Here is a 25,097-nt window from a genome sequence, read left to right on the forward strand (position 1 = left end):
GCTCAGCCGCGGGCCAGCTTCGACTGCAATCTCGGCCAGAGCACGATCACGGCCAGTCCGCCGAGCACCAGCGCACCCGCGCCCAGCTTCCAGCCCGGCAGGGCCTCGCCCAGCGACAGCGCCGAGGCGCCCATGCCGAACACGGGCACCAGCAGGGCCAGGGGCGTGACGGTGGCAGCGGGGTGCCGGGCCAGCAGCCAGTTCCAGACGCCGTAGCCGAACAGGGTGTTGCCCAGCGCCTGCCACAGCACGCTGCCCCACACCACCGCGTCGGCGCCCTGCAGGGCCGACGTGATCGCCGGCACGCCTTCGGTCAGCACGGAGATGACCAGCAGCGGCGGCACCGCGAACGCGCTGCTCCAGACCATGAAGTGCAGCATGTTGACCGGCCCGAGCGACTTCACGACGAGGTTGGCGCAGGCCCAGAAGAAGGCCGCACCGATCACCAGCCCGAGCCCCGCCAGGGTGACGGTGGCGTCCAGATGCGCGGCGATGACGCCCAGCCCCGCCAGCGCCAGCAGCAGGCCCGTGACCTGGAAGCCCCGCACCCGCTCGCGCATCAGCACCAGGGACATGCCGATGGTGAAGAACACCTGGATCTGCACCACCAGCGAGGCCAGCCCGGGCGAGATGCGGCCCTGGATGGCCAGGAACAGCAGACCGAACTGGCCCACGCCCAGCAGCACACCGAACGCGGCCAGCTTGCGCCACGGCGCGGTGGGGCGCGGTATGAACAGCAGCCAGGGCAGGGCCGACAAGGCAAAACGCAGCGTGGCGAACAGGAAGGGCGGCAGCCCGTCCAGTCCCCAGCGGATGACGACGAAATTCGTGCCCCAGACAAAGACGACTGCGAGGGCGAGCAGAAGGTGGGAGGGGGGCAATCGGAGCTCCGCGGACGGTGGGGAGGGCAGTGTATCTGGCAGCTCCGGTGTCCCGAGTTCTGGAGCGCGCCGCCGTCCGCGCCTGAGGCGGGCTGGCGATCAGTGCCCGAGCACGGCCCGGGTCATGGTCTGGGTGTTGGCGCGCATCAGGGCCACATAGGTGCTGGCCGGGCCGCTGGCGTCCGACAGCGAGTCGGAGAACAGCGCGCCGGCCGGCTTGACGCCCGTCTCGCGGCCGATCTGCTCGATCAGGCGCGGGTCGGAAATGCTCTCGACGAACAGCGCCTTGATGCGCTCCTGTTTGATTTGGCGCACCAGCTGTGCCACCCCCCTGGCCGAGGCTTCGCTGTTCGTGCTCACGCCCTGCGGCGCCAGGAACTGCACGCCGTAGGACTGGGCGTAGTAGCCGAAGGCGTCGTGCGAGGTGATGAGCTTGCGCTGCGCGGCCGGAATCGCGGCCCAGGCGGCCCTGATTTCGGCGTCCAGCGCCTGGAGCTGGCCGGTGTAGGCCTCGGCGTTCTTCCTGTAGCTGTCGCAGCCGGCGGTATCGGCGGCGCACAGGCCCTTGGCGATGTTGGCGACGTAGGTGATCACGTTGGGAACCGATTGCCAGGCGTGCGGGTCGGCCTCGCCGTGGTCGTGGTGACCGTGTTTTTCTGCCTTGTGGTCGTGCCCGTCCTCTTCGGCTTGTATGGGCTGAATGCCCTGGCTCACCACCACCGCCTGGCCCTTGTAGCCGGCGGTCTTCAGCAGGCGCTGCATCCAGCCCTCGAAGCCCAGCCCGTTGGCGAACACCACCTGGGCCTGCGCCACCTGCTTCGCGTGCGAGGGTGAGGGCTGGAACACGTGGGCGTCGGCACCCGGGCCGACCAGCACGTCCACCTGCACGCGCTCGCCGCCGACCTGGCGCACCAGGTCGCCCAGGATGCTGAAGCTGGCCACCGCCTTGACCGGTGTGGCGGTGGTCTGGGCGTGGCCCGGCAGGCCGAAGCTCAGGGCGCCGATGGCGGCGGCAGCAGCGAGGAGGTGGTGGCGACGGCGCAGGTTCATAGCGGAAGTCCTTGAAAGGGTGAGACAGGGGAAGGGGTCAGGCGCGCAGGTGGCGCGGATGGGGACGGCGCTGGCGCAGCAGGCCGCGCGGCGCACAGGCCATGGACAGCAGGTAGACCGCGCCCAGGCCAAGCACGATGACCGGGCTGGTGGGCCAGTCGGCGTGGTAGGACAGCAGCAGGCCGGCGACGGATGTGAACAGCGCGATGGCGGTGGCCACGGCCACCAGCGGGCCGACGCGCCGCACCCAGAAGCGCGCGCTGGCGGCCGGCAGCACCATGATGCCCACGGCCATCAGCGTGCCCAACGCATGGAAGCCGGCCACCAGGTTGATCACCAGCAGGGCCAGGAAGCCGACATGCGCGACGCTGCCCAGCCCGCTGACCTGGCGCAGAAAGCCCGGGTCCAGGCAGTCCAGGATCAGCGGCCGGCGGATCAGCAGCAGCGTTGCCAGCGTCACGCCGGTGATGGCCCACAGCAGCGCCAGCGCCGCGCCGTCCAGTGCCAGCACGCTGCCGAAGAGCACGTGCAGCAGGTCCACGTTGTTGCCGCGCACCGAGACGATGAGCACGCCCAGCGAGAGCGAGATCAGGTAGAAGGCCGCCAGGCTGGTGTCCTCGCGGATCAGCGTGTGGCGCGCCACCAGGCCGGAGCCGATGGCCACCGCCAGGCCGGCGACGATGCCGCCCACCGTCATCGCCGTCAGCGACAGGCCGAACAGCAGGTAGCCGATGGCCGCGCCCGGCAGGATGGCATGGGCCATGGCGTCGCCGGTCAGGCTCATGCGCCGCAGCATCAGGAAGACGCCCACCGGCGCCGCCGACAGCGCCAGCGCGATGCAGCCCAGCAGGGCCTGGCGCATGAAGGCGAACTCGACGAAGGGGCCGAAGACGAGGAGGTCGTCGCTCATGGTGTGGCCTCCAGCGCCGGCCTGTGGGCGTGGCGGTTCACTGCCTGTGAGTCGGCGTCGCGCGAGCCGGTCTCGCATTCATCGGCCCGCTCGTCGAAGGGTTCGCGCAGCGACTGCGCACGCGCCCAGTTCGCCTCCGTCAGCACCTCGGCGGTGGCGCCCCAGGCCACCGGCTCGCGCGCCAGCAGCAGGGTTTGCGGGAAGTGCGCGCGCACCTGGGCGGTGTCGTGCAGCACGGCGATCACCGTGCGGCCCTGGCGCTGCCATTGGTGCAACAGGGCCAGCAGGTCGGTGGTGGTGCGCTGGTCCACCGCGGCAAAGGGCTCGTCCAGCAGCACCACCGGCGCGTCCTGCAGGATCAGCCGCGCGAACCGCGCGCGTTGCAGCTGCCCGCCCGAGAGTGTGTCCAGCCCGCGCGATTCGAAGCCCGAGAGGCCGACCGCGGCCAGCGCCGCGTCGCACTGCCGCCGGTGTTCCGCGTTGAAGCGTCCGAGCGCGCCGACGCGGCGCCACAGGCCGCTGGCGACCATGCCGCGCACGTCGATGGGAAAGCTGGCGTCCAGTTCGCTGTGCTGGGGCAGCCAGGCGATGTGTCCGCGCCGCAGGCCTTCGATGTGGCCCGACAGCGGCGCCAGCACACCGGCCAGGGCCTTGATGAGGCTGCTCTTGCCGGCGCCGTTGGGGCCGACCACGGCCACCAGCGCGCCGGGTTCGATCTGCAGGCTCAGGTGGTGCACGGCCGGGTGGCGCTCGTAGCCCAGCGTCAGGTCGCGCAGGGTGATGGTGGGGGCTTGGGGGCCGGGCATGGGGTGGGGTGCTGTGTACACTGTTGCAACTCAATTGCGATAGCGGCGATGTTAACGCAACATTGTTGCAATAATGGAGACCTGCCATGGCGACCCGATCCAGCCCCAAAGAACCGGTGACCGTGCCGGCCGAGATCCAGACCCGTCTGGAAGCCGCCGGCCTGCGCCGCACCCTGGCCACGCGTGCGGTGCTGGGCCTGTTCCTGGCGAACCCGCAGGGCACGCTCAGCCACGCCCAGGCCCTGGCCTCGCTGCAGACGCGCGGGCTGGACATCAACCGCGTCACCCTCTACCGGCTGCTGGAACGCCTGGCCGCCTGCGGCGTGCTGCAGCGCCAGACCGACGACGACGCGCGCACCTGGCGCTTCCGCCTGGCCGACCTGGGCGACGATGGCGCGGCGCCGCGCTTCGAATGCGACGCCTGCCACCGCCAGTTCCGCCTGACCGGGGCGAGCGAGCCGGCGCGGGCGGTGGCCGACGAGCTCATGCGCACGCTGGCCGGTATGGGCCACCGCGGCCTGCGGCTGGACATGGCGGTGCACGGCACCTGCGCCGATTGCGCCGACCCCTCGGACGGCGCGGCGATGGAGCCGTCACGGTGATCGAGACCCGAGGCCTGGGCTTTGCCTACCCGCAGGCGCCCGTCCTGCGCTTCCCCGATGTGGCGGTGCCGCAGGGCGGCGCGCTGCTGCTGCGCGGGCCCTCGGGCAGCGGCAAGTCGACCTGGCTGGCCCTGGTGGCCGGTCTGCTCACGCCTTCGTCGGGCGAGGTGGTGGTGGCCGGGCAGGCGGTGCAGGCGCTGGCCGGCGCGCCGCGCGACCGCTGGCGCGCGCGCTGCCTGGGTTTTCTGCCGCAGAAGCTGTTCCTGAACGAGGCGCTGTCGGTGGCCGACAACCTGGCGCTGGTGTTCTTTGCCGCCGGCCTGCCGGTGGACCGCGGCGCCATTCATCGTGCGTTGGCCTCGCTGGACCTCACGGCACTGGCCAGCCGCAAGCCCTCGCAGCTCTCGGGCGGCCAGGCGCAGCGGGTGGCCCTGGCGCGGGCGCTGCTGCTGCAACCCCGGGTGCTGCTGGTCGACGAGCCCACCGCGAGCCTAGACGACGAGGCCTGCGGGGCCGCGCTGGACCTGCTGCAGCGCTGCGCCGCCGGGGCCGGGGCAACGCTGGTGGTCTCGACCCACGACGCGCGCGTGCTGCAGGCGCTGCCGGGCGCGCAGACGCTGCGGCTGGCGCGGGAGGGCATGGCGTGAACGTGTTGTCCCTGTCCTGGCGCTACCTCTGGTCGCGGCCCTTGTCCACGGCGCTCAACCTGCTGCTGCTCACGCTGGGCCTGGCCTCGATGGCCTTCGTGCTGATCGCGCAGCACCAGGTGGATCGGGCCTTCGAACGCGACCTGCAGGGCATCGACGCAGTGGTCGGTGCCAAGGGCAGCCCGATGCAGCTGATCCTGGCGGGCGTGTTCCACATCGACGTGCCGCCCGGCAACATCCCGCTGGACGAGGTGAAGAAGCTGCAGGCGCACCCGCAGGTGGCGCAGCTGATTCCGCTGAGCCTGGGCGACAACCTCGCGGGTTTCCGCATCGTCGGCACCACGCCGGACTACGCGGCGCACTACGGCGTTGCCCTCGCGCAGGGCGCGTTCTGGACCGCGCCGATGCAGGCGGTGCTGGGCGCGCAGGTGGCGCGTGCCACCGGGCTGACCATCGGCCAGAGCTTCGTCGGCGCGCACGGCCTGGGCAGCGGCGGTGCCATGCACGGCGAGGCGCTCTACGCGGTGAGCGGCGTGTTCGCGCCCTGCGGTTGCGTGCTCGATCGCCTGGCGCTCACCGCCACCGAATCGGTCTGGAAGGTGCACGACGACATGCACGCGACCGACGACATGGACGAGGAAGACCGCGCGGCCATCGAGGCCGACCGCGAGGTGACGCTGGCCCTGATCCGCTACCGCACGCCGCTGGCCGCCGCAAGCTTCCCGCGCTTCATCAACGACAGCACGCCGATGCAGGCGGCCTCGCCGGCGGTGGAGATCACGCGATTGCTGAGCATGGTCGGCGTCGGCACGCGGGTGCTGCAGGGGCTGGGCGCGGTGCTGCTGGCGGTGGCCGGGCTGTCGGTGTTCATCGCGCTCTGGGGCGCGGTGCGCGAGCGCCGGCACGACCTGGCGATGCTGCGCATGCTCGGCGCACCGCCGGCCCGCGTGGGCGCGCTGGTGCTGTGCGAGTCGCTGTGGCTGGCGCTGATGGCCTGCGCGCTGGGCCTGCTGGCCGCGCACGGGCTGACCGCGCTGGCGGGACAGATGCTGATGGACCAGCAGTCGCTGGCCATCGCGGGCTGGCAGTGGGTGCCGGCCGAAGGCTGGGTGCCGCTGCTGGCATTCGGAGTGGCGGTGGTGGCGGCGCTGGTGCCGGCCATCAGCGCCTATCGGGTCGACGTGACCCCGTTGTTGAACACAAGGTGAAACCGATGAAGAAGATCGCGCTCTGGCTGGCCCTGTCCGCCTGCATGACCACGGCTGCACTGGCGCAGCATTCCGACAAGGAGTTGCAGCAGGACGTCCAGCGCCACCGCGCCATGGCCGCGGCCCACGAAGGCGCGGCCAAGTGCCTGGAGACCAAGAAGGACGAGAAGGTCTGCATGGCGGAACTTCAGGCCGCGTGCCGGGGTCTGGCGATTGGCAAATACTGCGGGATGAAACACGCACATTGATGGCCCACCCCCGCGGGATCTTGAATCACCCCCGCGCCGCGCTTCGCGCGTCACCCCCTCCAGGGGGCAACGCGTGCGGCCCGGCGGAGCCGGTTCCGCCGCGTTCTGGATTGAAGTCCTCGCTCTCGATATGAACTTTCTTTTTCGTTGTGCGCTCTCGTCGCTGGCTTGTGTCTCCGGGATGGCGTTTGCGCAGCTGACGTCGCCGATTGGCACGCCTGCGGCGCCGGCTGCCGGGGCTGCAGCCGATCCCGCCGTGCCGCCGCATGTGCAGGGGCAGGGGGCGGGTGTGCACAGCCCGCTGTCGCCGTTTGCGCCGCTCAAGCCGCGCGAGGATGTGGTGCCCTGGTCGCTGCTGACCGACATCAAGACCGAGGTGAAGAACAAGCGCATCACGCCGGTCTACACGCCGGGTGTGCAGGCGCTGAACCAGAAGACGCAGAAGGTGCAGGGCTTCATGCTGCCGCTGGGACCGGGCGAGCAGCAGCGCCACTTCCTGCTGGCCTCGGTGCCGCCGACCTGCTCGTTCTGCACGCCTGGTGGGCCGGAAAGCATGATCGAGGTCCGCACCAAGGCGCCGGTCAAATACAGCCTCAACGCGGTGGTGGTCGAGGGCACGTTCCACGTGTTGCAGAACGACCCCTACGGCCTGTACTACCGCATGACCGAGGCGGTCGGCGTGAAATGACGGGCGGGGTACGATCGCCCGGGTGAACCTCGCCAGCCACCCCGTCGTCGCCTCCCTCACCCCCGTCTTCCTGCTGATCGCCCTGGGCTACTTCGCCGGGCGGCGCGACTGGATCCGCGAGTCCGCGGTGAGGGACCTCTCCAACCTGGTCTTCCTGCTGCTGATTCCGGCGCTGCTGTTCCGCACCATGAGCGGCGTGCACGTGGAGACGCTGGACCTGCGGCCACTCGCCGCGTATTTCCCGGCCGCGCTGCTGCTGCTCATCGTGTCCATCGCCTGGCGGGGCTTCAACCGCTCCAGCGTCGTCATGGCCCTGGGTGGGGTGTTCTCCAACATGGTGATGATCGGCATCACCCTGGTCGAGCTGGCCTATGGCAAGGCGGCGCTGGTGACGCTGCTGACCCTGGTGTCGGTGCATGCGCTGATCCTGCTCACCGTGGGCTCGGTGGTGCTGGAGCTGGTGGTCGCCCGCGAGGCGCGCGAAGGCGGCGAGCGCGCGCCGCATGTGCTGGAGACCGCCTGGTCGGCCTTCAAGGGGGCGCTGATCCACCCGATCCCGCTGCCCATCATCAGCGGCCTGCTGTTCGCGCAGTCCGGCTGGAGCCTGCCGGCCGTGGTCGACAAGCCGCTGCAGCTGCTGGGCAGCGCCTTCGGTCCGCTGGCGCTGGTGCTGGTGGGCGTCACGCTGGCGCGCACCCCGCTGGGCGGACACCTTAAGCCCGCACTGTGGATCACGGCGTCCAAGAACCTGCTGCTGCCGCTGCTGGTCGGCGTGTCGGCCTGGGCCTGGGGCATCACCGGCCTGCCGCTCACGGTGATGGTGGTGGCCGCCGCACTGCCCATGGGCGCCAACGTGTTCCTGTTCGCGCAGCGCTACGAGGTCGCCCAGGGTCTCACGACCGCCGCCATGGGCCTGTCGACGGTGCTGGCGCTGTTCACGCTCAGTGCCGTGATGCTCCTGATGACATACGTGAACTGATCCGGTCGGAGCGGGGGAATTGGCCCAGAACACCGCAGAACCGGCTTCGCCGGGCCGCAGGTGTTGCCCCTTGAGGGGTGACGCGCGCAGCGCGGCGCGGGGTGGGCCAGCCTACTGGCTGATCTTGCGGGCCTCTTCGACCTGGTATTCGAAGTAGCGCTGGATGCCGAAGGCCAGGCTGCCCATGAAGGCGATGGTGCCCACCAGCAGGCTCAGGACGAGCGCGCCGATGGTCAGCCAGTTGGTGGCGCCCGCGCTGTCTTCGGGCTGCGCCTGCGGGTTGAACCAGCCGTTCCAGCGCGGCCGGTCGCTCAGCGCGTAGACGATGCCGGCCAGGCAACTGGTGGCGATGCTCATGCCCAGAAACGGGATCAGCAGCCACGACAGCACGTCGTCCTGCCCGAAGGCGCGGACCCGTTCGACACCCCACCAGCCCAGCGCCGACGCGATGGGGTGCAGCCAGCCGATCCAGTCGCCCAGGCCGCGCAGGTAGAAGCGGTGCAGACCCAGGTGGCCGCCCAGCACGGCCAGCCAGACGGTCAGGGTTTTGTTTTTCGGACCGCTCATGCCTCGCCCTCGGGCGGTGTGCGGTCGCCTTCGCCGATGGCGCGCTGCATCATCACGATGTCCAGCCAGCGCCCGAACTTCCAGCCGCACGCCGGGACCACACCGACCTGCTCGAAGCCCAGGGCCTTGTGCACGCCGATGGAGCCTGCGTTGGCCGAATCACCGATCACCGCCATCACCTTGCGGATGCCGCTGCGCTCCAGCGTGGCCAGCAGTTCGGCCAGCAGCGCGCGGCCCAGGCCCTTGCCGGCGGCTTCGGGGGCGAGATAGATCGAATCCTCCACCGAAAAGCGGTAGGCCGGCCGCGGCTTGAACCAGTTGCCGTAGGCATAGCCCAGCACCTCGCCAGCCTCTTCGGCCACCAGCCAGGGCAGCCCCTTGGACAGAACGTCGGCCCGGCGGGCGGTCATCTCTTCCAGGGTGGGGGGCGTGGTCTCAAAGGTGCCTGTGCCGTGCAGCACGTGGTGTGCGTAGATGCGGGTGATGGCGGGCAGGTCGTGCTCGGTGCTGGGGCGGATCAGGGGCATGGAAGGGGCAGGAAATAAGGGCTTGGGTTCTTGAGCCGGCTGGTTATAATGGCAGGCTTTGCAGCGTTTCGCTGGCCGGGTGGTCAGTCGTGTGTCTCAAGCGCTGCGAGAAAACACTGTCACGCGTTGTGCCGGTGTTCACCACCACCCGAAGGATAAATCATGGTCGTCATTCGACTCTCCCGCGGCGGCTCCAAGGCCCGTCCGTTCTACAACATCGTGGTCGCCGACAAGCGCAACCGCCGCGACGGCCGCTTCATCGAGCGCATCGGCTTCTACAACCCTCTGGCCAGGGGTGGCGAAGAGCCCCTGCGCATCGCCCAGGACCGTCTGACCTACTGGACCGGCGTCGGCGCCGAGCCGTCGGACACCGTGGCCCGTCTGGTCAAGCAAGCCGCCGCCAAGGCCGCTGCCTGATCTCCCTGCGTTCGCAGTGATCCCCTCGAGCGGCCCGTTCGAAGCATCGCCCCTGCCGGCGGATGCGGTCGAACTGGGCCGTTTTCTTGACGCCTGGGGCGTCAAAGGCTGGGTCCACATCCAGCCGCACAGCGCCGACACCCGTGCGCTGTTCGAATCACCCGACTGGTTCCTGCTGCCGCCCGAAGCCCGTTTCGCGCGCGGCTTTTCGGCGTTTCCGGGCCCGGTGCGTGTGCACGTGGCCGAGATCAAGGTGCATTCCGATGGCATCGTCGCCCGCCTGGAGGGTGTGGTGGATCGCAGTGGTGCCGAAGCGCTCAAGGGGGCGCGCATCCATGTGCCGCGCAGCGCCTTTCCCGCCGCCGCCGACGGTGAGTACTACTGGGTCGATCTGATCGGTCTTGACGTGGTCAACCGCGAGGGCGTGCACCTGGGTGTGGTGCGCGACCTCATGCCCACCGGCCCGACCTCGGTGCTGGTGATGGAATACACCGAGACTGTGGACGGTGTCGAGAAGACGGCCGAGCGCATGGTGCCCTTTGTGGCGGCCTACATCGACGATGTGGACCTGAACGCCCGCCGCATCACCGCCGACTGGCAGACCGACTACTGACCGGAGCGCGCCATGCGCTTTGACGTCATCACGCTTTTCCCCGAACTCTTCGAGCCCTTCTTCCGCAGCGGCATCAACCGCCGGGCGTTTGAATCGAAGCAGGTCGACGTGCGCCTCTGGAACCCGCGTGACTTTGCAGAGGGCAACTACCGCCGTGTGGACGACCGGCCTTTCGGCGGCGGGCCCGGCATGGTCATGATGGCCGAGCCCCTGTGGCGCTGCTTGCAGGCCATCCGCGCCGACCGCGCCGAACCAGAGGGCGCCCGTGCGCCGGTGGTGCTGTTCTCGCCCATCGGCCAGCGGCTGGATCACGCCTTGGCGGTCGACTATTCGCAAAGCGCGGGCGCGGTGCTGGTCTGCGGGCGCTACGAAGGCGTCGATCAGCGCTTCATAGACGCCTGCGTGGACCGACAGATCAGCCTGGGCGATTTCGTGCTTTCGGGCGGCGAGATCGCCGCCATGGCCTTGCTGGACTCGGTGGCGCGCCTTATGCCGGGCGTGCTGGGCGACGAGGGCAGCCACCAGCAGGACAGCTTCAATCCGGCGCTGGACGGCCTGCTGGACAGTCCGCACCACACGCGACCCGAGGTGTGGGAAGGGCCACAAGGCCCCGTGGCGGCCCCTGAAGTGCTCATGGGCGGGCACCACGAGCGCATCGCGCGCTACCGCCGGGAGCAAAGTCTGGCGCTCACTGCACGCCAGCGGCCGGACCTGCTGGCGCAGGCGCGGGAGGCTGGGCGGCTCACGCCGGTCGACGAAGTTTTCCTGCGCTCCTTGAAAAAGCTATAATCCAAGGCTTTTCGATCCTCTGGCCGGCCGTTGTGACCGGTGACCACCACTGCGGAGGTCAGGGAATTGCAGCCTCTTGTGTAGCGCGGCCATGATCGGTAAACAGGAAACCATGAACCTCATCCAGACCCTTGAGCAGGAAGAAATTGCTCGCCTTGGCAAGACCATCCCCGCGTTTGCCCCTGGCGACACCGTGATCGTCAGCGTGAACGTGATCGAAGGTACCCGCAAGCGCGTGCAGGCCTACGAAGGCGTGGTGGTGGCCCGTCGCAACCGCGGTCTGAACTCCAGCTTCATCGTGCGCAAGATCTCCAACGGCGAAGGCGTCGAGCGCACTTTCCCTCTGTACAGCCCGCTGATCGCTTCGATCGAAGTCAAGCGCCGCGGTGACGTGCGCCGTGCCAAGCTGTACTACCTGCGCCAGCGCAGCGGCAAGTCGGCCCGCATCAAGGAAAAGCTGGGCGCGTAAAAGCGCACAGCTTCGGTCAGAAGCCGGGCGCCTGATGGCCCACCTCGAAAAGCCGCTCACCCGAGCGGCTTTTTTGTGCCTGTTCCATACTCGTCCCCATGTCTTCCTCTGCGCCAACGCGCTATCCACCCACCTTTGATCCACGCCAGGTGCCCGTGCTGCACGGTGCCGAGGGGCTGGCAGCAGCGCCGGCCGGACGCCTCACTCCAGAAGGGCTGCGGGAGCGTTTTGCGCGTCCCCCGGTCTGGACCCCGGAGCTGGTGCGCGAGCGCCGTTTCACCGACCGGGCGCCAGCGCCGGCGGCCGTGCTGATCCCGCTGGTGGTGCGTGAGCGCTTAGGGCTGTTGCTGACGCAGCGCACGGCCCACCTGTCCACCCACTCGGGGCAGATCGCGTTTCCGGGGGGCAAGGTCGATGCCGAGGACCGGGATGCCACTGCAGCGGCGTTGCGAGAGGCCCAGGAGGAAATCGGTCTCGAACCGGCGCATGTGGAGGTGCTGGGCCGCCTGCCGGAATACGTGACGGGCACGCAGTTCCACATCACACCGGTGGTGGCGCTGGTGCAGCCCGGTTTCACGCTTCTGCCCAACCCCGGTGAGGTGGACGACGTGTTCGAGGTGCCGCTGGACTTTCTCATGGATCCGGTCAACCACCGCCGCCATGGTTTCGAGTGGAACGGCGAGATGCGGGAGTGGTACTCGATGCCGTACCAGGAGGGCGCGACAGAGCGCTTCATCTGGGGCGCCACCGCCGGCATGCTGCGCAACCTGTATCGTTTCCTCACCGCCTGAGGCGCCAGGTCCCGCAGGGCGCTCGCTATCATCGGGCCATGATCTTTTTTGCCATCCTGCTGGCTTTCCTGATCGAACAGGCGCGCCCTCTGTCGATCAACAACCCTGTGTTTGCTGGTCTGCGGAGCTGGGCCCGGCTGGTGCGCCGAAACCTGGACACCGGCCAGGCCGTGCACGGATGGCTGGCCTGGGGCCTGGCCACCATGGTGCCGGCCCTGCTGGCAACCCTGGTGTACTGGGGGCTCTGGCAGTTCAGCAACGTGCTGTCGTTCGTCTGGCTGGTGCTGGTGCTCTACGTGACACTGGGCTTTCGCCAGTTCAGCCACCACTTCACCGACATCCGTCAGGCGCTGGAGGTGGGCGACGACCTGCTCGCCCGCGAGAAGCTGGCGCAGTGGCTGCATGTGGAAACCAGCAGCCTGCCCCGGGCCGAGGTGCTGCGGCAGGTGATCGAACAGTCGGTGCTGGCCGCGCACCGCCATGTTTTTGGTGTGCTGGCGGCGTTCGTCGTGTGTTGGCTGCTCGGACTGGGGCCAGCGGGGGCGGTGTTCTACCGGATGGCCGAGTACCTTTCGCGCAACTGGCGGGGGCGCCCCGATGGCACGCCCAGCCAGGCCACCCAGCAGGCGGCGGTCACCGGATGGCAGTGGGTGGACCATGTGCCCGCCCGTGCGACGGCGCTGGGTTTCGCGGTGGTGGGCAACTTCGAGGAGGCTGTGGCGAGCTGGCGGGGTGAGGCCGAACAGTTCGGTCCGGGCACCGATGGCGTGGTCCTGGCCGCCACGTCCGGCGCGATCAACGTGCGTCTGAACGCCAGCGAAGGAAAACCGGAAGAGGCCGAAGGAGTCGCGACCCGGCCCGAGCCCCAGCTTGCCCATCTGGCCAGCGCAGTGGGCTTGGTGTGGCGCAGCGTGGTGCTCTGGATGCTCCTGCTGGCCCTGTTGACGCTGGCCCGTCTGCTCGGCTGAGCTCAGTAGCTCCGTTTGGCAGAGAGCTCGGCAAACAGGTCCTCGTAGATGCGGTAGCGGTTGGGGGCAATGGTGTCGTCTCCGGTGCCCTCGCCCTGCACTTTGGCCCGCACGCCGCAGCCGGGTTCGTGCAGGTGGGTGCAGTTGTAGAACCTGCACGCGCCGAGCGCGGCGCGCAGATCGGGCATGAGGCTGGCCAACCGGGTCGCCTCGATGTGGTTCAGGCCGAATTCCTGGAAGCCGGGTGAATCGATCAGTGCGGTGGTGCGCGCCGTGTCGACCCAGTACCAGGTGGTGCTGGTGGTCGTGTGTTTGCCCGAGTTCAGGGCGCGCGAGATCTCACCGGTCTGTGCCTGGGCCTGAGGCACCAGGCGGTTGACTAGGGTGCTCTTGCCGACACCGGATGGGCCGAGTACCAGGGTCGTCTTGCCCTCCAGCCGCTGCACCAGCGCGTCCAGGCCAGACGAGGCATCGTCTTCACCCTTGAGCCGCAGCGGCAGCACAGTCAAACCCATGGCCCGGTACGGTGCCAGCCGGTCCCAGGCGCGCTCGAACAGGGTGCCGAGATCGGCCTTGTTGAGCACGATCAGAGGTGCGATGCCCTCGGCTTCGGCGGCGACCAGTGCGCGCGCCAGCTGATGTTCGGAGAACTCCGGCTCGGCCGCCAGCAGCACCAGCACCTGGTCGAGGTTGGCGGCGAACGACTTGGTGCGCAGCTCGTCCTGGCGGTAGAAGAGGTTGATCCGTGGCTCGACCCGCTCGATGCTGCCTTCGTCCCCGGTGGGCATCCAGCGCACCCGGTCGCCCACCACGGCCTGGCTCTTTTTACCTCGGGGATGGCAGATGCGGCGTTGCCCGTCCGGGCTCTCGACCAGGCAGTGCCGTCCGTGGGCGGCAACCACCAGTCCGATGTCGATGGAGCCCTCGGACTCCGGCGCCCGGCCCGCGGCATCCGCACGCGAGCGGGAGCGGGGCGAGTGGTTCATGCGGCCGCACCCTGCAGGCGCGCGATGCGCTCGCTGGCGGGCGGGTGCGAGTAGTAGAAGCGGGCGAACACCGGGTCGGGGGTGAGGGTGCTGGCGTTGTCCTTGTAGAGCTTGAGCAGCGCGCTGGCCAGGTCGTGGCCGTCGGTGTGGGCACAGGCGTAGGCGTCGGCCTCGAATTCGTGGCGGCGCGAGAGCTGCGCCAGCAGCGGCGAGAGGAAGTAGGTGAACAGCGGCACCACCATCAGGAACAGCAGCAGCGCCAGCGCGTCGTTGGGGGCTGCCAGCGACGGCACCACGCCCAGACCGGTGTAGAACCAGGCTTGGCGTGACACCCACCCCAGCACCGCAAAGCCCACCAGGCTGAGCGCGAACATCAGCACGGTGCGCTGCAGGATGTGGCGCCGCTTGTAATGGCCCAGCTCATGCGCCAGCACCGCGTCGATCTCCGGCGGCGCGAGTTGCTTGAGCAGGGTGTCGAAGAAGACCACGCGTTTCGCGGCGCCGAAACCGGTGAAGTAGGCGTTGGCGTGGGCACTGCGCTTGCTGCCGTCCATCACGAACAGGCCCTTGGCCGCGAAGCCGCAGCGTTTCATCAGGTCGTTCACGCGCGCCTTGAGCGTATCGTCCTGCAGCGGTTCGAACTTGTTGAACAGAGGGGCAATCAGCGTGGGGTAGAGCACCAGCAGCAGCAGGTTGAACACCATCCAGGCCCCCCAGGCCCAGAGCCACCAGGTGGGGCCGGCGGCGCCCATGAGCCACAGCACCAGCGCCGCAATGGGCAGTCCGATCAGCCCGCCGACCACGGCACCCTTGAGCAGATCGCCGAGCCACAGACCCAGACTCATCTTGTTGAATCCGAAACGCTCTTCCAGCCGGAACGTGGACCACCAGCCAAGGGGCAGGGTCAGCACCGCGCCGATGAGCGTGAACGCGCCCAGCAAGGCGAGCTGCTGCCACATGCCGGGCGCCATCCACTGCAGCAGCAGCTGGTTGAGCGCATGCAGTCCACCCAGCAAGGTCCAGCCCAGCAGCAGGGCGGCTTCAACGGCTGATTCGAGCATGCCAAAGCGGGCCTTGGCGACGGTGTAGTCGGCGGCCTTGCGGTGGGCATCCAGTCCGATGGTGGCCGCGAACGGATCGGGGACCCGGTCGCGGTGGCGGACCACGTGGCGGATCTGCCGGCTGGCGAGCACCGTGCGGACGATCAGTCCGCTCACGAGCAAGGCACAGAAAAGGTAGGTGAAGGCGAGGGCGCTGCTGTCCATGCCCGAGAGTCTATCGAAGCGGCGCCATGGTTGCCGCGCAGGGACATGGCGTTCTTGGTTGAAAATCGGCGCATGAGCCAAGACCATATCAACCCGGCTGCCATGGCCGCCGACACCCCTGTGCCTACCCTGAGCAAGAGCGACCAGAACCTGGTCTGGCTCGATTGCGAGATGAGTGGGCTTGACCCTGAAAAGGAACGCCTGCTGGAGATCGCTGTGGTGGTCACGGGCCCCAACCTGGAGCCCCGGGTGGAAGGCCCGGTGTTTGCCATCCACCAGAGCGACGCGGTCCTCAATGGCATGGACGCCTGGAACAAGGGCACCCACGGCAAGAGCGGCCTGATCGACAAGGTCAAGGCCAGCACCGTCGACGAGGAGCAGGCCCAGGCCGAGCTCCTGGCCTTCATCGGCCAGTACGTGCCGAAAAATGGTTCTCCCATGTGCGGCAACAGCATCGGACAGGACCGGCGTTTTCTGGTGAAGTACATGCCCAAGCTGGAGGCGTACTTCCACTACCGCAACCTGGACGTGAGCACCATCAAGGAACTGGCCAAGCGCTGGAAGCCTGCGGTCTACGACAGCTTCAAGAAACACCAGAGGCACACGGCGCTGGCCGATGTGCACGAGTCCATCGACGAACTGGCCCACTACCGCGAGCACTTCCTCCGGGTGGACTGATCAGCGGCAGAAAACAAAAAAAGGGCCTCCGGCCCTTTTTTTGTTTTCTGCCGGAGGACTCCGAGCAGGCTCAGAACACCGTGAGGCTGAACCAGTAGGCCACCGCAGCCACGAAGGCCGACGCCGGGATGGTCAGCACCCAGGCCCAGACGATGTTGCCCGCCACCCCCCAGCGCACTGCGCTGGCGCGCTGCACCGAACCCACGCCAACGATCGCGCCGGTGATGGTGTGGGTGGTCGACACGGGGATGCCCAGCGCCGTGGCCAGGAAAAGCGTCATTGCGCCCCCGGTTTCGGCACAGAAGCCGCCCACCGGCTTGAGCTTGGTGATCTTCTGGCCCATGGTGCGCACAATGCGCCAGCCACCGAACATGGTGCCCAGGCCGATGGCCGCGTAGCACGACACGATGGTCCAGGTCGGCGGCGACTTGTCGGCCGATGATGCGTAGCCGGTGGCTATAAGAAGCATCCAGATGATGCCGATCGTCTTCTGCGCATCGTTGCCGCCATGGCCGAGGCTGTAGGCGCCGGCCGAAACCAGCTGCAACCGCCGGAACCAGCCATCGACCTTGAGCGGCCGCGTGCGGCGGAATACCCAGGCCACCAGGACCATCATCAGCGAGCCCAGAATGAAACCCAGCAGGGGCGAGACGAAGATGAACGCCACGGTGCGCAGCACGCCGGTGGCGATCAGCGCACCAGCGCCGGCCTTGGCAATCACGGCGCCAACGATGCCGCCGATGAGCGCGTGAGAGGAGCTGCTGGGGATGCCGTAGTACCAGGTGATCAGGTTCCAGGTGATCGCCCCGCTGAGGGCGCCGAACACCACGTGCGTGTCGATCACCGAGGGGTCGGCGATGCCCTTGCCCACGGTGGCTGCCACGCTGAGCTTGAAGATGAAGATGGCAACGAAGTTGAAAAAGGCGGCGAACACCACCGCTTGCCCGGGTTTGAGCACGCCGGTGGAAACGATGGTCGCGATCGAGTTGGCGGCGTCATGAAACCCGTTCATGAAGTCGAAGATCAGCGCCAGCGCCACCAGCATGACCACGACCCAGAGGGCCGCCTGAACGGTCGTCATGGCAGGACCCTTCCGATCAGGAGTTTTCGAGGACGATGCCCTCGATGAGGTTGGCGACGTCCTCGCACTTGTCGGTGATGGTTTCCAGCAACTCGTAGATCGCCTTGAGCTTGATCACCTCGCGCACTTCCGGCTCCTCTCGGAACAGCTTGCTCATGGCCGAGCGCATGACGCGGTCGGCGTCCGATTCGAGGCGGTCGATCTCTTCGCAGGTCTTGACGGCGGCTTCGGCTGTCTTGGGCTCGTTGACGTCCTTGAGCAGGCTGATGGCGTGCTTGAGCCGTTCGCAGCACTTGACGCTCAGGTCGGTCAGCCGCGAGATCTCGTCGGTCATGTGCCGCACGTCGTACAGCGCCATGGTTTCTGCCGAGTCCTGGATCAGGTCGGCCACGTCGTCCATGGTGTTGATCAGCGAGTGAATCTGCTCGCGGTCGATCGGCGTGATGAAGGTGGTGTGCAGCAGGCGGTTGACCTCGTGGGTGATGCGGTCGGCCGCGCGTTCGGCGTGGTCCACCTCCTGGTTGTATTTGTCCCTCAGGAGCGGGTCGCTGTAGTGGGCCACCAGCTGCGAAAACGCATGCGCGGCCTTGACGATCTGTTCGGCGTGCTGGTTGAACAGCTCAAAAAAATTGCCCTCTTTGGGCAACAGCTTGCCAAAAAACATGGCGTCTCCGGTGGTGGAATGTGAAAGAGATGTGACGCACAGGCGTCGAATCGGAAGATTTTAGCCGCCGGCACTTTTGCCAAAGGACACGCGTGGGGCCCGCGCAGCACCGGCGCGTCCCAATAACTTGGGGAAAACCCCGATTCGTGCCATAATCGCAGGCTGCCCTTCCACGAGAAGGGCGGATTTGTGCATCTGCCTCACACAAGAGGCCTCCCGAATGCCCGCCGGCATCGTCAAACGACGCCAAGGCCGGACACGGACGAGGCCACTCGCTGAGCTCGCCGGAGACCCTCCGGCCTGTCCCGCGCGGTACCGTTTGTGGTTGATGTTTTGTAACCACGAACGGATCAGACACCTGCGGGTTCCGGCCAATGGCCGGCATTTCCGATGGCCTGTTCTGTTCAATGACGCCCCTTGTGGCGCCAGGACGAACATGAGCGACGCTTTTGAAGATCGCGGCGAATTCACGCCCGAAATTTCCTCCAACGAACTGCTGGCCGATGCGCCCGTGGCCACGGAACCCAATGCTTTCGAGCTGCTGGGGCTGGCTCCGGAACTGGTGCGCGCGGTGGCCGATCTGGGCTACACCCAGCCCACCCAGGTGCAGTCGATGGTCATTCCCAAGGCCATCCGTCAGGAGCACCAGGCCGACGAACGTTATGCCGACCTGATGGTTTCCAGCCAGACGGGCAGTGGCAAGACCGCGGCCTTCCTGCTGCCGGTACTGCACACCCTGCTCCAGCAGCAGGATGCGCGGGCCGAGGCCGAGCGCCTGGCGTTCGAGAAGGAAACCGCCGAGGCGCTGGCCGCCGGCAAGCCCGCCCCCAAGCGCGCCAAACGCAAGGATCCGACCAACCCCCGCAACTTCAAGGCCGCCACGCCCGGCGCGCTCGTGTTGTGCCCGACCCGCGAGCTCGCGCAGCAGGTGGCTCACGATGCCATCGACCTGGTGCGCCACTGCCGTGGCCTGCGCATCGCCAACGTGGTCGGCGGCATGCCGTACCAGTTGCAGATCGCACGGCTGCAGAACGCCGACCTCGTGGTCGCCACGCCGGGCCGCCTGCTGGACCTGCAGCGCTCGCAGCAGCTCAAGCTGGACCAGGTGCAGTTCCTGGTGGTCGACGAGGCCGACCGCATGCTCGACCTGGGCTTTTCGGACGACCTGGCCGAAGTCAACCAGCTCACCAGCCAGCGCGACCAGACCATGATGTTCTCGGCCACCTTCGCGCCGCGCATCCAGCAGCTGGCGCTGCGCGTGATGCACGATGGCGGCAAGCATGTGCAGAAGGTGCAGATCGACAGCCCGCAGGAAAAGCACGCCAACATCAAGCAGGTTCTGTTCTGGGCCGACAACGCCGAGCACAAGCGCAAGCTGCTGGACCACTGGCTGCGCGACGCATCGATCAACCAGGCGGTAGTGTTCTGCAGCACCCAGGTGGAGTGCGATGGCCTGGCCACCGACCTCCAGCAGACTGGCTTCCATGCCGTGGCCCTGCACGGAGCGCTGAGCCAGGGGTTGCGCAACCGGCGCCTGATGGCGCTGCGCAGCGGACAGGTCCAGATCCTGGTGGCCACCGACGTCGCCGCCCGCGGCATCGACGTGCCGACCATCACGCACGTCTTCAACTTCGGCCTGCCCATGAAGGCAGAGGACTACACCCACCGCATCGGCCGAACCGGCCGTGCCGGCCGCGATGGTTTGGCCGTGACGTTCGCCGAGTTCCGCGACCGCCGCAAGATCGGCGACATCGAGGCCTACACCCGCCAGCGCATCGCTGTGGAGGTGGTGCCCGGTCTGGAGCCGCGCCAGCGCCCGCCGCAACCCGAGTTCAATGGCCGCGGTCGCCCAGGTGGTGGCCGTCCGGGCAACGACCGTTTCCAGCGCCCCTCCGGTGACCGCTTTGGTGGTGACCGTTTCGGCGGCGACCGCCGTCCGGCACCGCGCGGCCCCCGTGTCGAAGGGCGCTTCGACGCCCCCCGCTTCGAAGGCCGCGACGCCGCGCCGCGCGGCGATGTGCGTTTCGACAGCCGTCCGGACCAGCGCCGCGATCACGCACCTGCGCGTGGCTTCGGCAAGCCCCAGGGTGGGGCGGGCAACTGGGGGCGCGGTGACGCCGGCGCGTCCCGCCCGGCCGGCCCGCGCCGCCAACCGCGCTGAGCGCGGTCAGCGCGTTTTGTTGAACATCAGCGGCGCCAGCCGCTCGATGTAGAACGCAGCGGCACCTGTGGACAGGTGCCCGTAGTCGTAGGAGAGTGGCTGCGTGGCGTCTTCGGACAGCCGGGTCAGGCAGCCCTGGGCGTTGCAGAAGACGTCCATCCCCGAGATGAACTCGATACCCATTCTTTGGGCACGCTCGCGCATGATCTCGGTCGCCCTGCGCACCTCCGGGTCCAGAAACACGTCATCCAGCCGCAACGGCGGGAGGGCCTGCACAGGCCCTTTTTTCCATTCCTCCAGCAGGATCTGCGGCAGGTGCTTCCTCCAGTAGGGGACGGCGCCCAGCAAGATGATGCGGGGCACGCCCGCCTGTTGAATCTGCTCCACCGTGGCTTCGAGGTTGCGCAGGTCATAGCGCTTGTTGTGCCACCACGAGTAGAGGATCACGATGTCGGGCTTGGTGTCCCGGATCGCCTGGATGTTGGCATCGTTGATGCTTCTGCACAGCGGCCGGGGCTCGATGCCCAGCACCGATGGACAGATGGCGGCGGTGCGTTCAGCCAGACCGAATTCGAAGCGACCTGAATCTTTCAGTGCCTTGAAGCCCGGGTACAGCGAGCCCGCATGCGAATCCCCCCAGAGGAAGACCAGCGGCCGCTTCTGTTCGATGCAGAAAGGCTTGTAGTGAGACGGAGGCAGGCGGTAGTCCAGCATGCAGTCCTTGTCCCGCCATCCATCGACCACGGCCGACCGGCCGCCTGTGGACATGAGGTGGCGCACCAGCTCGGGAATGCGCTGCTCGAATCCGTTGTTGCGGTGGATGGCGAAGCCGGCGACCGCAACCAGGCACAGGCCCACGCAGAGGGCGGTGATGACCACCGTCCCATTCATGCGCCCGATGCGGATCGGCTTCTCGATGAAACGGTGGGTCGTCCACGCCAACACGAAGGCCAGTGCCATCCAGGACAGCGGCTGCTCCCAGCCAGGATCGCCCGTGGACTTGAGGTGTGCAAAGGACTGCAGCGGCCAGTGCCACAGGTACAGCGGGTAGCTGATGAGGCCGATCTCCACCAAGGGCTTGCTCGACAGCACGACCCGGTTGAGCCAGGCCGAGGCGCCCGCTGCGATCAGCAGCGCCGTTCCCAGGGTGGGCAGCAATGCCCACCAGCCAGCAACGGATGTTGTCTCTGGCGCGATGTTCATCAGCGCCAGTGTCAGCGGTGCCGCGCCGATCCAGGCGAGTGCATTCGTGCGCCCTCCAGGCATTTTTTTCCGCCATGTGGCCAGCAGAGCCCCGATCAGCAGCGCGAGGAGCAGGGCCGATGATGGGGAGGACGCTGTGGCGGTCTGGTCGTGCGCCAGATGCAGAAGGACGGACAGCAGCAGCGCAGCAACGGTCCAGCGCATCGCGTTCATGTGCCAGCGGTGCAGCGCCCACATTGCAAGAGGCCACAGCAGGCAGAACGGCACCCACACGGTCAGTGGCCAGAGATGCAGCAGCGGCTTGCTGGCAGACCCTGCAGCAAATGGGCCAGCTTCTGCCGTCAGGTTGGTAACGAACGTGCTGCCTGCCACGACCTGCTGGCCCAGTTGGCGGTAGTCGGTCGGCGCCAACAGGAACCAGCCAGCGACCAGCACCGCGGCCAGCACCAGAAGCAGCGCTGGGACGAGGTGTCTGATGCGCCGTGCGCAGAAATCGCCAAGGCTGAACCTCGGGCTCTGCAGCTCTGACAGGACGCTTGAGCAGATCAGATAGCCGGAAACGACAAAAAAGACGCCGAGGCCTGCAAAACCCCCAGCGAGGACGTCGGGAAAGGCCTGGTGGAGCACCACGGACACCACTGCAACCGCCTTCAGGCCATCAAGGTCGGGGCGGAGCGGGGCGATACGGGCTTCGGCAGACATGGGCTGGCGGCTGCACCGGTAGCGCCGGGGGACGGCACTGGCCGAGGTGATCTGCATCCAGGCCTTAAGAGACCCGGATGCCCGGCGATCACGCGTACAGCTGGCGGGCGATGGTGTGCGCCAGGGAGTCGGGCAACTCGACATCGTCGAACATCAGCGTCTGCCCGGCACTCACCGCGCGGGTCAGCACCGCGTCCTGGATCATGCCGATGGGGACGTGGCCCTTGACGTCGGCGATGCGGGCGGCCTCGCCACGCACCTGAAACCCGCCGATAGCGCGGTCGATGCGCGTGCCCGCGGGCATGTCGTGTTTGGCGATGCCCACGATGGAGACCGTCGGGCTGCTGGAGTTGTTCAGCAGCACGCCACCGCCGTGGAGCACCCGTCGCACGGTCTTGATGATTTCGTACTGGCAGAGGTGGAACGGACGCACCAGCACGTAGTAGGGACCGTCGCCCAGTTTGAGGTAGTTCAGCGCCTTCCACTCGGACTTGTCGTGCGTGCCGACCACGAAGACACCCGCGTTGCCCGGTGCAAGCACGTAGTCCGAAATGGCTTGTCCCCGCTCGGCCGCACCGCGTGCCAGTTCGATAGCCGCCTTGGTGACGTCGGTGGCCTTGGGGCCTTCCATGCCCTGGCGCGTGATCGTGCCGCCGAAGCCGTTGGCCACCAGGGCCTGTTCGATCTGGATCTTGGTGCCGTCGGTGAAAGAGGTGGTCTGCTCGACGCTGATGCCCTGCTTGCCGGCCCAGTACGCCATTTCTTCGGGCGTCGGGTGGTGGTTCAGGAAGCCCTTCATGTTGCCGTACACGAGGGGCTTGAAGCCCATCATCACCGCCTCTTCGCGCAGGGCGGCGATCGAGCCGGGCTGGTCGCCTTCCGCCTCGGTGAGCAGACCCTTGTCGGCGAAGTAGGAGCCGGTGGTGACGTGGAACTCGGAGTTCATCGTGACGACCGGCTTGCCGGCCTTCAACGCGATGTCGATGATGCGTGTGGCGTGCAGCACGTCACCGCTGCATTCGACAATCAGGTCGGACTTGTCCAGGAGTTCCTGCTCCGAGTGCGTGAAGCGGTTGGTGCAGGGAAATCCTTCGACGCTGGCAGCAGGGCGCCGGGTGAGCACGGCGCTCAGGGTCAAGTCGGTGGCGTGGTTGTGCAGCAGCCTGGCAAAGCCGCTGGCAATGAAGCCGGTTCCAACCAGGCCGATGCGTTTTTGGGGGCTGTTCATGGTGTGTGTGATGACAATGGTTTGTGAGGCCGCTCAGACGCTGTAGCGCAGGCGGCTGTCGGATTCCTGCCCCGGCTCTTGCGGCGCGTAGCCGGACACCAGCTCGGTAAGGAGTTCCTTGGTGCCTTCGACGTTCCGCTGTTCGAGCAAGGACTCCAGCTGCTGCAGTTTCTCCAGCAGGACAGGCCAGGCGACGAATTCTTCGTGGGCCTTCATGATGCGGGGATGGGAGGTCGGGCGCGGGTTGTTTCCGATCAGGAGTTCCTCGAACAGCTTCTCGCCCGGGCGCAGACCCGTGATCTCGATCTCGATGTCGCCTTCGGGGTTGTTCTCGTCGCGCACGCAGAGGCCCGAGAGCTCGATCATCCGGGTGGCGAGGTCCATGATCTTGACGGGATCGCCCATGTCCAGCACGAACACGTCGCCGCCCTTGGCCATGGCACCTGCCTGGATCACCAGCTGGGCGGCCTCGGGAATGGTCATGAAATAGCGCGTGATGTCCGGGTGGGTGAGTGTGATGGGGCCACCATCGCGGATCTGGCGCCGGAACTTGGGAACCACCGAGCCGGAGGAGCCCAGCACGTTGCCGAAGCGGACCATCGAGAAACGCGTTTTCGGAGCTGTGGCGGCCAGCGCCTGCAGCGCCATTTCCGCCAGGCGCTTGGATGCGCCCATGATGTTGGTCGGGCGCACCGCCTTGTCGGTGCTGATGAGCACGAAGTCGCTCACGCCGTGCTCCGCCGCCGCCCTAGCGGCCGTGAGGGTGCCCAGCGTGTTGTTGCGGATGCCCTCGATCGGGTTGTGCTCCACCAGGGGCACGTGCTTGTAGGCAGCCGCGTGGTAAACAGTGTCGGGTTTCCAGTCGGCGAAGATCTCGTTGAGCCGCTGCGCGTCCCGCACCGAGGCCAGTACCGGCACCAGCAGGGTGGCGTTGTCTTCGATCTTCTCCTGCAGTTCCTGCTGGATTTCGTACAGTGCGAATTCGCTCTGTTCGATCAGCACCAGCGTGCTCGGATTGACCGAGAGGATCTGACGGCACAGCTCACTGCCGATGGAGCCGCCGGCCCCGGTCACCAGCACCACCTTGTCAGTGATGTTGCGTCCCAGCAGGATGTGGTTGGGCGCGACCGGTTCGCGACCGAGCAGATCGTCGATGTCCAGTTCGCGCAGATCGGACGTGCTGACCATGCCCTGCGCCAGTTCGCTGACCGCAGGCAGGGTGCGCACCTGAACGTGGGCCCGCAACATCTGCGCGATCATTTCGTTGCGCCGGTGGCGGCTGACCGAGGGGATGGCGAGCAGGACAGTGCTGACTTGCAGCGAGGTCACCAGGCCCGGCAGGTCGGCGGGGCTGTAGATCGACAGACCGTTGAGCACATGACCATGCAGCCGGTCGTCGTCGTCCAGAAACCCCACCACCCGCATCTCGTGGCTGTTGGTCATGGCCGCCGCCAGCTGGCGCCCGGCGTTGCCGGCGCCGTAAATCAGCACCCTGGGCAGAGCCACCATCCGCAACTGATTGCGGTAGAGACCTCCGAGCCAGAAACGTGCAAGCATGCGCGACGCGCCGACGGTCAGCAGCAGCAGCATCGGTTGGATCAGACCCACCGTTCGGGGCACGCCGTCCACACCGTAGGCGGTGAACACCGTGGCAAACAGCAGACCGTATACCGCTGTCGCTTTCAGGATGGTCTGCAGTGCGGAGAGACCGGTGTAGCGGAAAATGGCCCGGTAGAAACCATTGACCACAAAGATGGGCAGCGCGAGCAGCAGCGACACGCCAACGGCCCACATGGGTTGCCAGTAGCTGTCGCCCGACAGCTTGACCCACTCGCCCAGGCGCAGGTAGTACGACAGCCAGACTGTGAGAATGCACAGTGCAGCGTCCACCGACAGCACCACCACCCGCTTGGCAGGGCGGGGCATGGCCAGAATGGGCTGTGCGAATCGGTTCAGCATCGTGTGGGCG

Annotated in this window: 27 protein-coding genes; 14 read left to right on the forward strand and 13 right to left on the reverse strand. The window is 67.4% G+C overall.

Translation table 11 applies throughout. From position 1 onward, the window contains the following. Positions 1 to 2 precede the first annotated feature (2 nt). From HPS01S_RS15565 to HPS01S_RS15580, 4 genes are all read right to left on the reverse strand, one after another. Positions 3 to 881: an EamA family transporter gene (locus HPS01S_RS15565; protein WP_218016600.1), complete on the reverse strand. Its 879-nt coding sequence runs from the start codon at positions 879 to 881 to the stop codon at positions 3 to 5. A gap of 99 nt (positions 882 to 980) precedes the next feature. After that, positions 981 to 1,931, reverse strand: coding sequence for a metal ABC transporter substrate-binding protein (locus HPS01S_RS15570; RefSeq protein WP_066158092.1), 951 nt, complete (start codon positions 1,929 to 1,931; stop codon positions 981 to 983). Positions 1,932 to 1,968: 37 nt separating this feature from the next. Next, positions 1,969 to 2,841, reverse strand: a complete 873-nt coding sequence (locus HPS01S_RS15575; protein WP_066158094.1) for a metal ABC transporter permease — start codon at positions 2,839 to 2,841, stop codon at positions 1,969 to 1,971. Continuing rightward, on the reverse strand, positions 2,838 to 3,647 hold the full coding sequence (locus HPS01S_RS15580) for a metal ABC transporter ATP-binding protein (RefSeq protein WP_066158096.1): 810 nt from the start codon (positions 3,645 to 3,647) through the stop codon (positions 2,838 to 2,840). Before HPS01S_RS15580 ends, HPS01S_RS15575 begins: the two co-directional genes overlap by 4 nt. An 86-nt stretch (positions 3,648 to 3,733) precedes the next feature. On the opposite strand from HPS01S_RS15580, the gene HPS01S_RS15585 reads away from it, so the two are divergent. From HPS01S_RS15585 to HPS01S_RS15610, 6 genes are all read left to right on the forward strand, one after another. Next, on the forward strand, positions 3,734 to 4,249 hold the full coding sequence (locus HPS01S_RS15585; protein WP_066158098.1) for a Fur family transcriptional regulator: 516 nt from the start codon (positions 3,734 to 3,736) through the stop codon (positions 4,247 to 4,249). Further along, on the forward strand, positions 4,246 to 4,896 hold the full coding sequence (locus tag HPS01S_RS15590; protein ID WP_066158100.1) for an ABC transporter ATP-binding protein: 651 nt from the start codon (positions 4,246 to 4,248) through the stop codon (positions 4,894 to 4,896). Before HPS01S_RS15585 ends, HPS01S_RS15590 begins: the two co-directional genes overlap by 4 nt. Further along, positions 4,893 to 6,104, forward strand: a complete 1,212-nt coding sequence (locus HPS01S_RS15595; protein ID WP_066158102.1) for an ABC transporter permease — start codon at positions 4,893 to 4,895, stop codon at positions 6,102 to 6,104. The genes HPS01S_RS15590 and HPS01S_RS15595 overlap by 4 nt, the downstream gene beginning before the upstream one ends. Before the next feature lie 5 nt (positions 6,105 to 6,109). Beyond that, entirely contained in the window at positions 6,110 to 6,352 is a 243-nt protein-coding gene (locus HPS01S_RS15600) for a hypothetical protein (protein WP_066158104.1), read from the forward strand. A gap of 130 nt (positions 6,353 to 6,482) precedes the next feature. Continuing rightward, complete coding sequence (locus tag HPS01S_RS15605; RefSeq protein WP_066158106.1) at positions 6,483 to 7,040, forward strand: DUF3299 domain-containing protein; 558 nt, start codon at positions 6,483 to 6,485, stop codon at positions 7,038 to 7,040. Positions 7,041 to 7,062: 22 nt separating this feature from the next. Continuing rightward, positions 7,063 to 8,019, forward strand: a complete 957-nt coding sequence (locus tag HPS01S_RS15610; protein ID WP_066158108.1) for an AEC family transporter — start codon at positions 7,063 to 7,065, stop codon at positions 8,017 to 8,019. A 111-nt stretch (positions 8,020 to 8,130) separates the two neighbouring features. Here HPS01S_RS15610 and HPS01S_RS15615 read toward each other — a convergent pair whose 3' ends face one another. Together HPS01S_RS15615 and HPS01S_RS15620 are read right to left on the reverse strand one after the other, a co-directional pair. After that, positions 8,131 to 8,586: a TM2 domain-containing protein gene (locus HPS01S_RS15615; protein WP_066158110.1), complete on the reverse strand. Its 456-nt coding sequence runs from the start codon at positions 8,584 to 8,586 to the stop codon at positions 8,131 to 8,133. Next, the gene (locus HPS01S_RS15620; protein ID WP_066158112.1) at positions 8,583 to 9,113 is read right to left on the reverse strand and encodes a GNAT family N-acetyltransferase; all 531 of its coding nucleotides are present in this window, start codon (positions 9,111 to 9,113) and stop codon (positions 8,583 to 8,585) included. The genes HPS01S_RS15615 and HPS01S_RS15620 overlap by 4 nt, the downstream gene beginning before the upstream one ends. Positions 9,114 to 9,275: 162 nt before the next feature. Between HPS01S_RS15620 and rpsP the strand changes: the two genes are divergently transcribed. From rpsP to HPS01S_RS15650, 6 genes are all read left to right on the forward strand, one after another. Further along, entirely contained in the window at positions 9,276 to 9,530 is a 255-nt protein-coding gene (gene rpsP, locus HPS01S_RS15625) for a 30S ribosomal protein S16 (protein WP_066158114.1), read from the forward strand. A gap of 16 nt (positions 9,531 to 9,546) precedes the next feature. Beyond that, a complete protein-coding gene (gene rimM, locus HPS01S_RS15630; RefSeq protein WP_066158116.1) occupies positions 9,547 to 10,143 on the forward strand; it encodes a ribosome maturation factor RimM in 597 nt (198 codons plus the stop codon). 12 nt (positions 10,144 to 10,155) lie between these two features. After that, on the forward strand, positions 10,156 to 10,932 hold the full coding sequence (trmD, locus tag HPS01S_RS15635; protein WP_066158118.1) for a tRNA (guanosine(37)-N1)-methyltransferase TrmD: 777 nt from the start codon (positions 10,156 to 10,158) through the stop codon (positions 10,930 to 10,932). Between the two features lie 112 nt (positions 10,933 to 11,044). Beyond that, entirely contained in the window at positions 11,045 to 11,401 is a 357-nt protein-coding gene (rplS, locus tag HPS01S_RS15640; protein WP_066158120.1) for a 50S ribosomal protein L19, read from the forward strand. A gap of 98 nt (positions 11,402 to 11,499) precedes the next feature. Further along, positions 11,500 to 12,192, forward strand: coding sequence for a CoA pyrophosphatase (locus HPS01S_RS15645; RefSeq protein WP_066158122.1), 693 nt, complete (start codon positions 11,500 to 11,502; stop codon positions 12,190 to 12,192). Between the two features lie 38 nt (positions 12,193 to 12,230). After that, positions 12,231 to 13,160: a CobD/CbiB family protein gene (locus tag HPS01S_RS15650; protein ID WP_066158123.1), complete on the forward strand. Its 930-nt coding sequence runs from the start codon at positions 12,231 to 12,233 to the stop codon at positions 13,158 to 13,160. Between the two features lie 2 nt (positions 13,161 to 13,162). Here HPS01S_RS15650 and rsgA read toward each other — a convergent pair whose 3' ends face one another. Continuing rightward, entirely contained in the window at positions 13,163 to 14,146 is a 984-nt protein-coding gene (rsgA, locus tag HPS01S_RS15655; protein WP_084397418.1) for a ribosome small subunit-dependent GTPase A, read from the reverse strand. Beyond that, entirely contained in the window at positions 14,143 to 15,411 is a 1,269-nt protein-coding gene (locus tag HPS01S_RS15660; protein WP_066158125.1) for a M48 family metallopeptidase, read from the reverse strand. The genes rsgA and HPS01S_RS15660 overlap by 4 nt, the downstream gene beginning before the upstream one ends. Before the next feature lie 72 nt (positions 15,412 to 15,483). On the opposite strand from HPS01S_RS15660, the gene orn reads away from it, so the two are divergent. Next, positions 15,484 to 16,089, forward strand: coding sequence for an oligoribonuclease (orn, locus tag HPS01S_RS15665; protein ID WP_066158127.1), 606 nt, complete (start codon positions 15,484 to 15,486; stop codon positions 16,087 to 16,089). 70 nt (positions 16,090 to 16,159) lie between these two features. Here orn and HPS01S_RS15670 read toward each other — a convergent pair whose 3' ends face one another. Both HPS01S_RS15670 and HPS01S_RS15675 read right to left on the reverse strand, forming a co-directional pair. Then, complete coding sequence (locus HPS01S_RS15670) at positions 16,160 to 17,170, reverse strand: inorganic phosphate transporter (protein ID WP_066158128.1); 1,011 nt, start codon at positions 17,168 to 17,170, stop codon at positions 16,160 to 16,162. A gap of 16 nt (positions 17,171 to 17,186) precedes the next feature. After that, complete coding sequence (locus HPS01S_RS15675; RefSeq protein ID WP_066158130.1) at positions 17,187 to 17,834, reverse strand: DUF47 domain-containing protein; 648 nt, start codon at positions 17,832 to 17,834, stop codon at positions 17,187 to 17,189. A gap of 436 nt (positions 17,835 to 18,270) precedes the next feature. Between HPS01S_RS15675 and HPS01S_RS15680 the strand changes: the two genes are divergently transcribed. After that, complete coding sequence (locus tag HPS01S_RS15680) at positions 18,271 to 19,995, forward strand: DEAD/DEAH box helicase (protein WP_084397420.1); 1,725 nt, start codon at positions 18,271 to 18,273, stop codon at positions 19,993 to 19,995. Positions 19,996 to 20,001: 6 nt separating this feature from the next. On the opposite strand, the gene HPS01S_RS15685 is transcribed toward HPS01S_RS15680, so the two are convergent. Genes HPS01S_RS15685 through HPS01S_RS15695 form a run of 3 tightly spaced genes read right to left on the reverse strand, consistent with a single transcriptional unit; the run spans position 20,002 to position 25,087 of the window. Then, positions 20,002 to 21,957 carry an acyltransferase family protein gene (locus HPS01S_RS15685; RefSeq protein WP_066158131.1) on the reverse strand — a complete coding sequence of 652 codons (1,956 nt, stop codon included), beginning with the start codon at positions 21,955 to 21,957 and terminating at the stop codon, positions 20,002 to 20,004. A 31-nt stretch (positions 21,958 to 21,988) separates the two neighbouring features. Beyond that, positions 21,989 to 23,128: an NAD(P)-dependent oxidoreductase gene (locus HPS01S_RS15690; RefSeq protein ID WP_066158133.1), complete on the reverse strand. Its 1,140-nt coding sequence runs from the start codon at positions 23,126 to 23,128 to the stop codon at positions 21,989 to 21,991. A gap of 33 nt (positions 23,129 to 23,161) precedes the next feature. After that, positions 23,162 to 25,087, reverse strand: a complete 1,926-nt coding sequence (locus tag HPS01S_RS15695; protein WP_066158135.1) for a polysaccharide biosynthesis protein — start codon at positions 25,085 to 25,087, stop codon at positions 23,162 to 23,164. Positions 25,088 to 25,097: the final 10 nt, after the last annotated feature.

It is taken from the genome of Hydrogenophaga pseudoflava NBRC 102511, from assembly GCF_001592285.1.
GTDB classification, from domain to species: domain Bacteria; phylum Pseudomonadota; class Gammaproteobacteria; order Burkholderiales; family Burkholderiaceae_C; genus Hydrogenophaga; species Hydrogenophaga pseudoflava.

Bases quoted from the DNA above. Each gene is read 5' to 3' on its own strand.
- HPS01S_RS15675 (WP_066158130.1), bottom strand. From the start codon at position 17,834: ATGTTTTTTGGCAAGCTGTTGCCCAAAGAGGGCAATTTTTTTGAGCTG.
- HPS01S_RS15600 (WP_066158104.1), top strand. From the start codon at position 6,110: ATGAAGAAGATCGCGCTCTGGCTGGCCCTGTCCGCCTGCATGACCACG.
- HPS01S_RS15660 (WP_066158125.1), bottom strand. From the start codon at position 15,411: ATGGACAGCAGCGCCCTCGCCTTCACCTACCTTTTCTGTGCCTTGCTC.
- rplS (WP_066158120.1), top strand. From the start codon at position 11,045: ATGAACCTCATCCAGACCCTTGAGCAGGAAGAAATTGCTCGCCTTGGC.
- HPS01S_RS15650 (WP_066158123.1), top strand. From the start codon at position 12,231: ATGATCTTTTTTGCCATCCTGCTGGCTTTCCTGATCGAACAGGCGCGC.
- HPS01S_RS15680 (WP_084397420.1), top strand. From the start codon at position 18,271: ATGAGCGACGCTTTTGAAGATCGCGGCGAATTCACGCCCGAAATTTCC.
- HPS01S_RS15585 (WP_066158098.1), top strand. From the start codon at position 3,734: ATGGCGACCCGATCCAGCCCCAAAGAACCGGTGACCGTGCCGGCCGAG.
- HPS01S_RS15670 (WP_066158128.1), bottom strand. From the start codon at position 17,170: ATGACGACCGTTCAGGCGGCCCTCTGGGTCGTGGTCATGCTGGTGGCG.
- HPS01S_RS15620 (WP_066158112.1), bottom strand. From the start codon at position 9,113: ATGCCCCTGATCCGCCCCAGCACCGAGCACGACCTGCCCGCCATCACC.
- HPS01S_RS15685 (WP_066158131.1), bottom strand. From the start codon at position 21,957: ATGCAGATCACCTCGGCCAGTGCCGTCCCCCGGCGCTACCGGTGCAGC.
- HPS01S_RS15690 (WP_066158133.1), bottom strand. From the start codon at position 23,128: ATGAACAGCCCCCAAAAACGCATCGGCCTGGTTGGAACCGGCTTCATT.
- HPS01S_RS15580 (WP_066158096.1), bottom strand. From the start codon at position 3,647: ATGCCCGGCCCCCAAGCCCCCACCATCACCCTGCGCGACCTGACGCTG.
- HPS01S_RS15605 (WP_066158106.1), top strand. From the start codon at position 6,483: ATGAACTTTCTTTTTCGTTGTGCGCTCTCGTCGCTGGCTTGTGTCTCC.
- rpsP (WP_066158114.1), top strand. From the start codon at position 9,276: ATGGTCGTCATTCGACTCTCCCGCGGCGGCTCCAAGGCCCGTCCGTTC.
- HPS01S_RS15645 (WP_066158122.1), top strand. From the start codon at position 11,500: ATGTCTTCCTCTGCGCCAACGCGCTATCCACCCACCTTTGATCCACGC.
- orn (WP_066158127.1), top strand. From the start codon at position 15,484: ATGAGCCAAGACCATATCAACCCGGCTGCCATGGCCGCCGACACCCCT.
- trmD (WP_066158118.1), top strand. From the start codon at position 10,156: ATGCGCTTTGACGTCATCACGCTTTTCCCCGAACTCTTCGAGCCCTTC.
- HPS01S_RS15615 (WP_066158110.1), bottom strand. From the start codon at position 8,586: ATGAGCGGTCCGAAAAACAAAACCCTGACCGTCTGGCTGGCCGTGCTG.
- HPS01S_RS15570 (WP_066158092.1), bottom strand. From the start codon at position 1,931: ATGAACCTGCGCCGTCGCCACCACCTCCTCGCTGCTGCCGCCGCCATC.
- HPS01S_RS15695 (WP_066158135.1), bottom strand. From the start codon at position 25,087: ATGCTGAACCGATTCGCACAGCCCATTCTGGCCATGCCCCGCCCTGCC.
- HPS01S_RS15575 (WP_066158094.1), bottom strand. From the start codon at position 2,841: ATGAGCGACGACCTCCTCGTCTTCGGCCCCTTCGTCGAGTTCGCCTTC.
- rsgA (WP_084397418.1), bottom strand. From the start codon at position 14,146: ATGAACCACTCGCCCCGCTCCCGCTCGCGTGCGGATGCCGCGGGCCGG.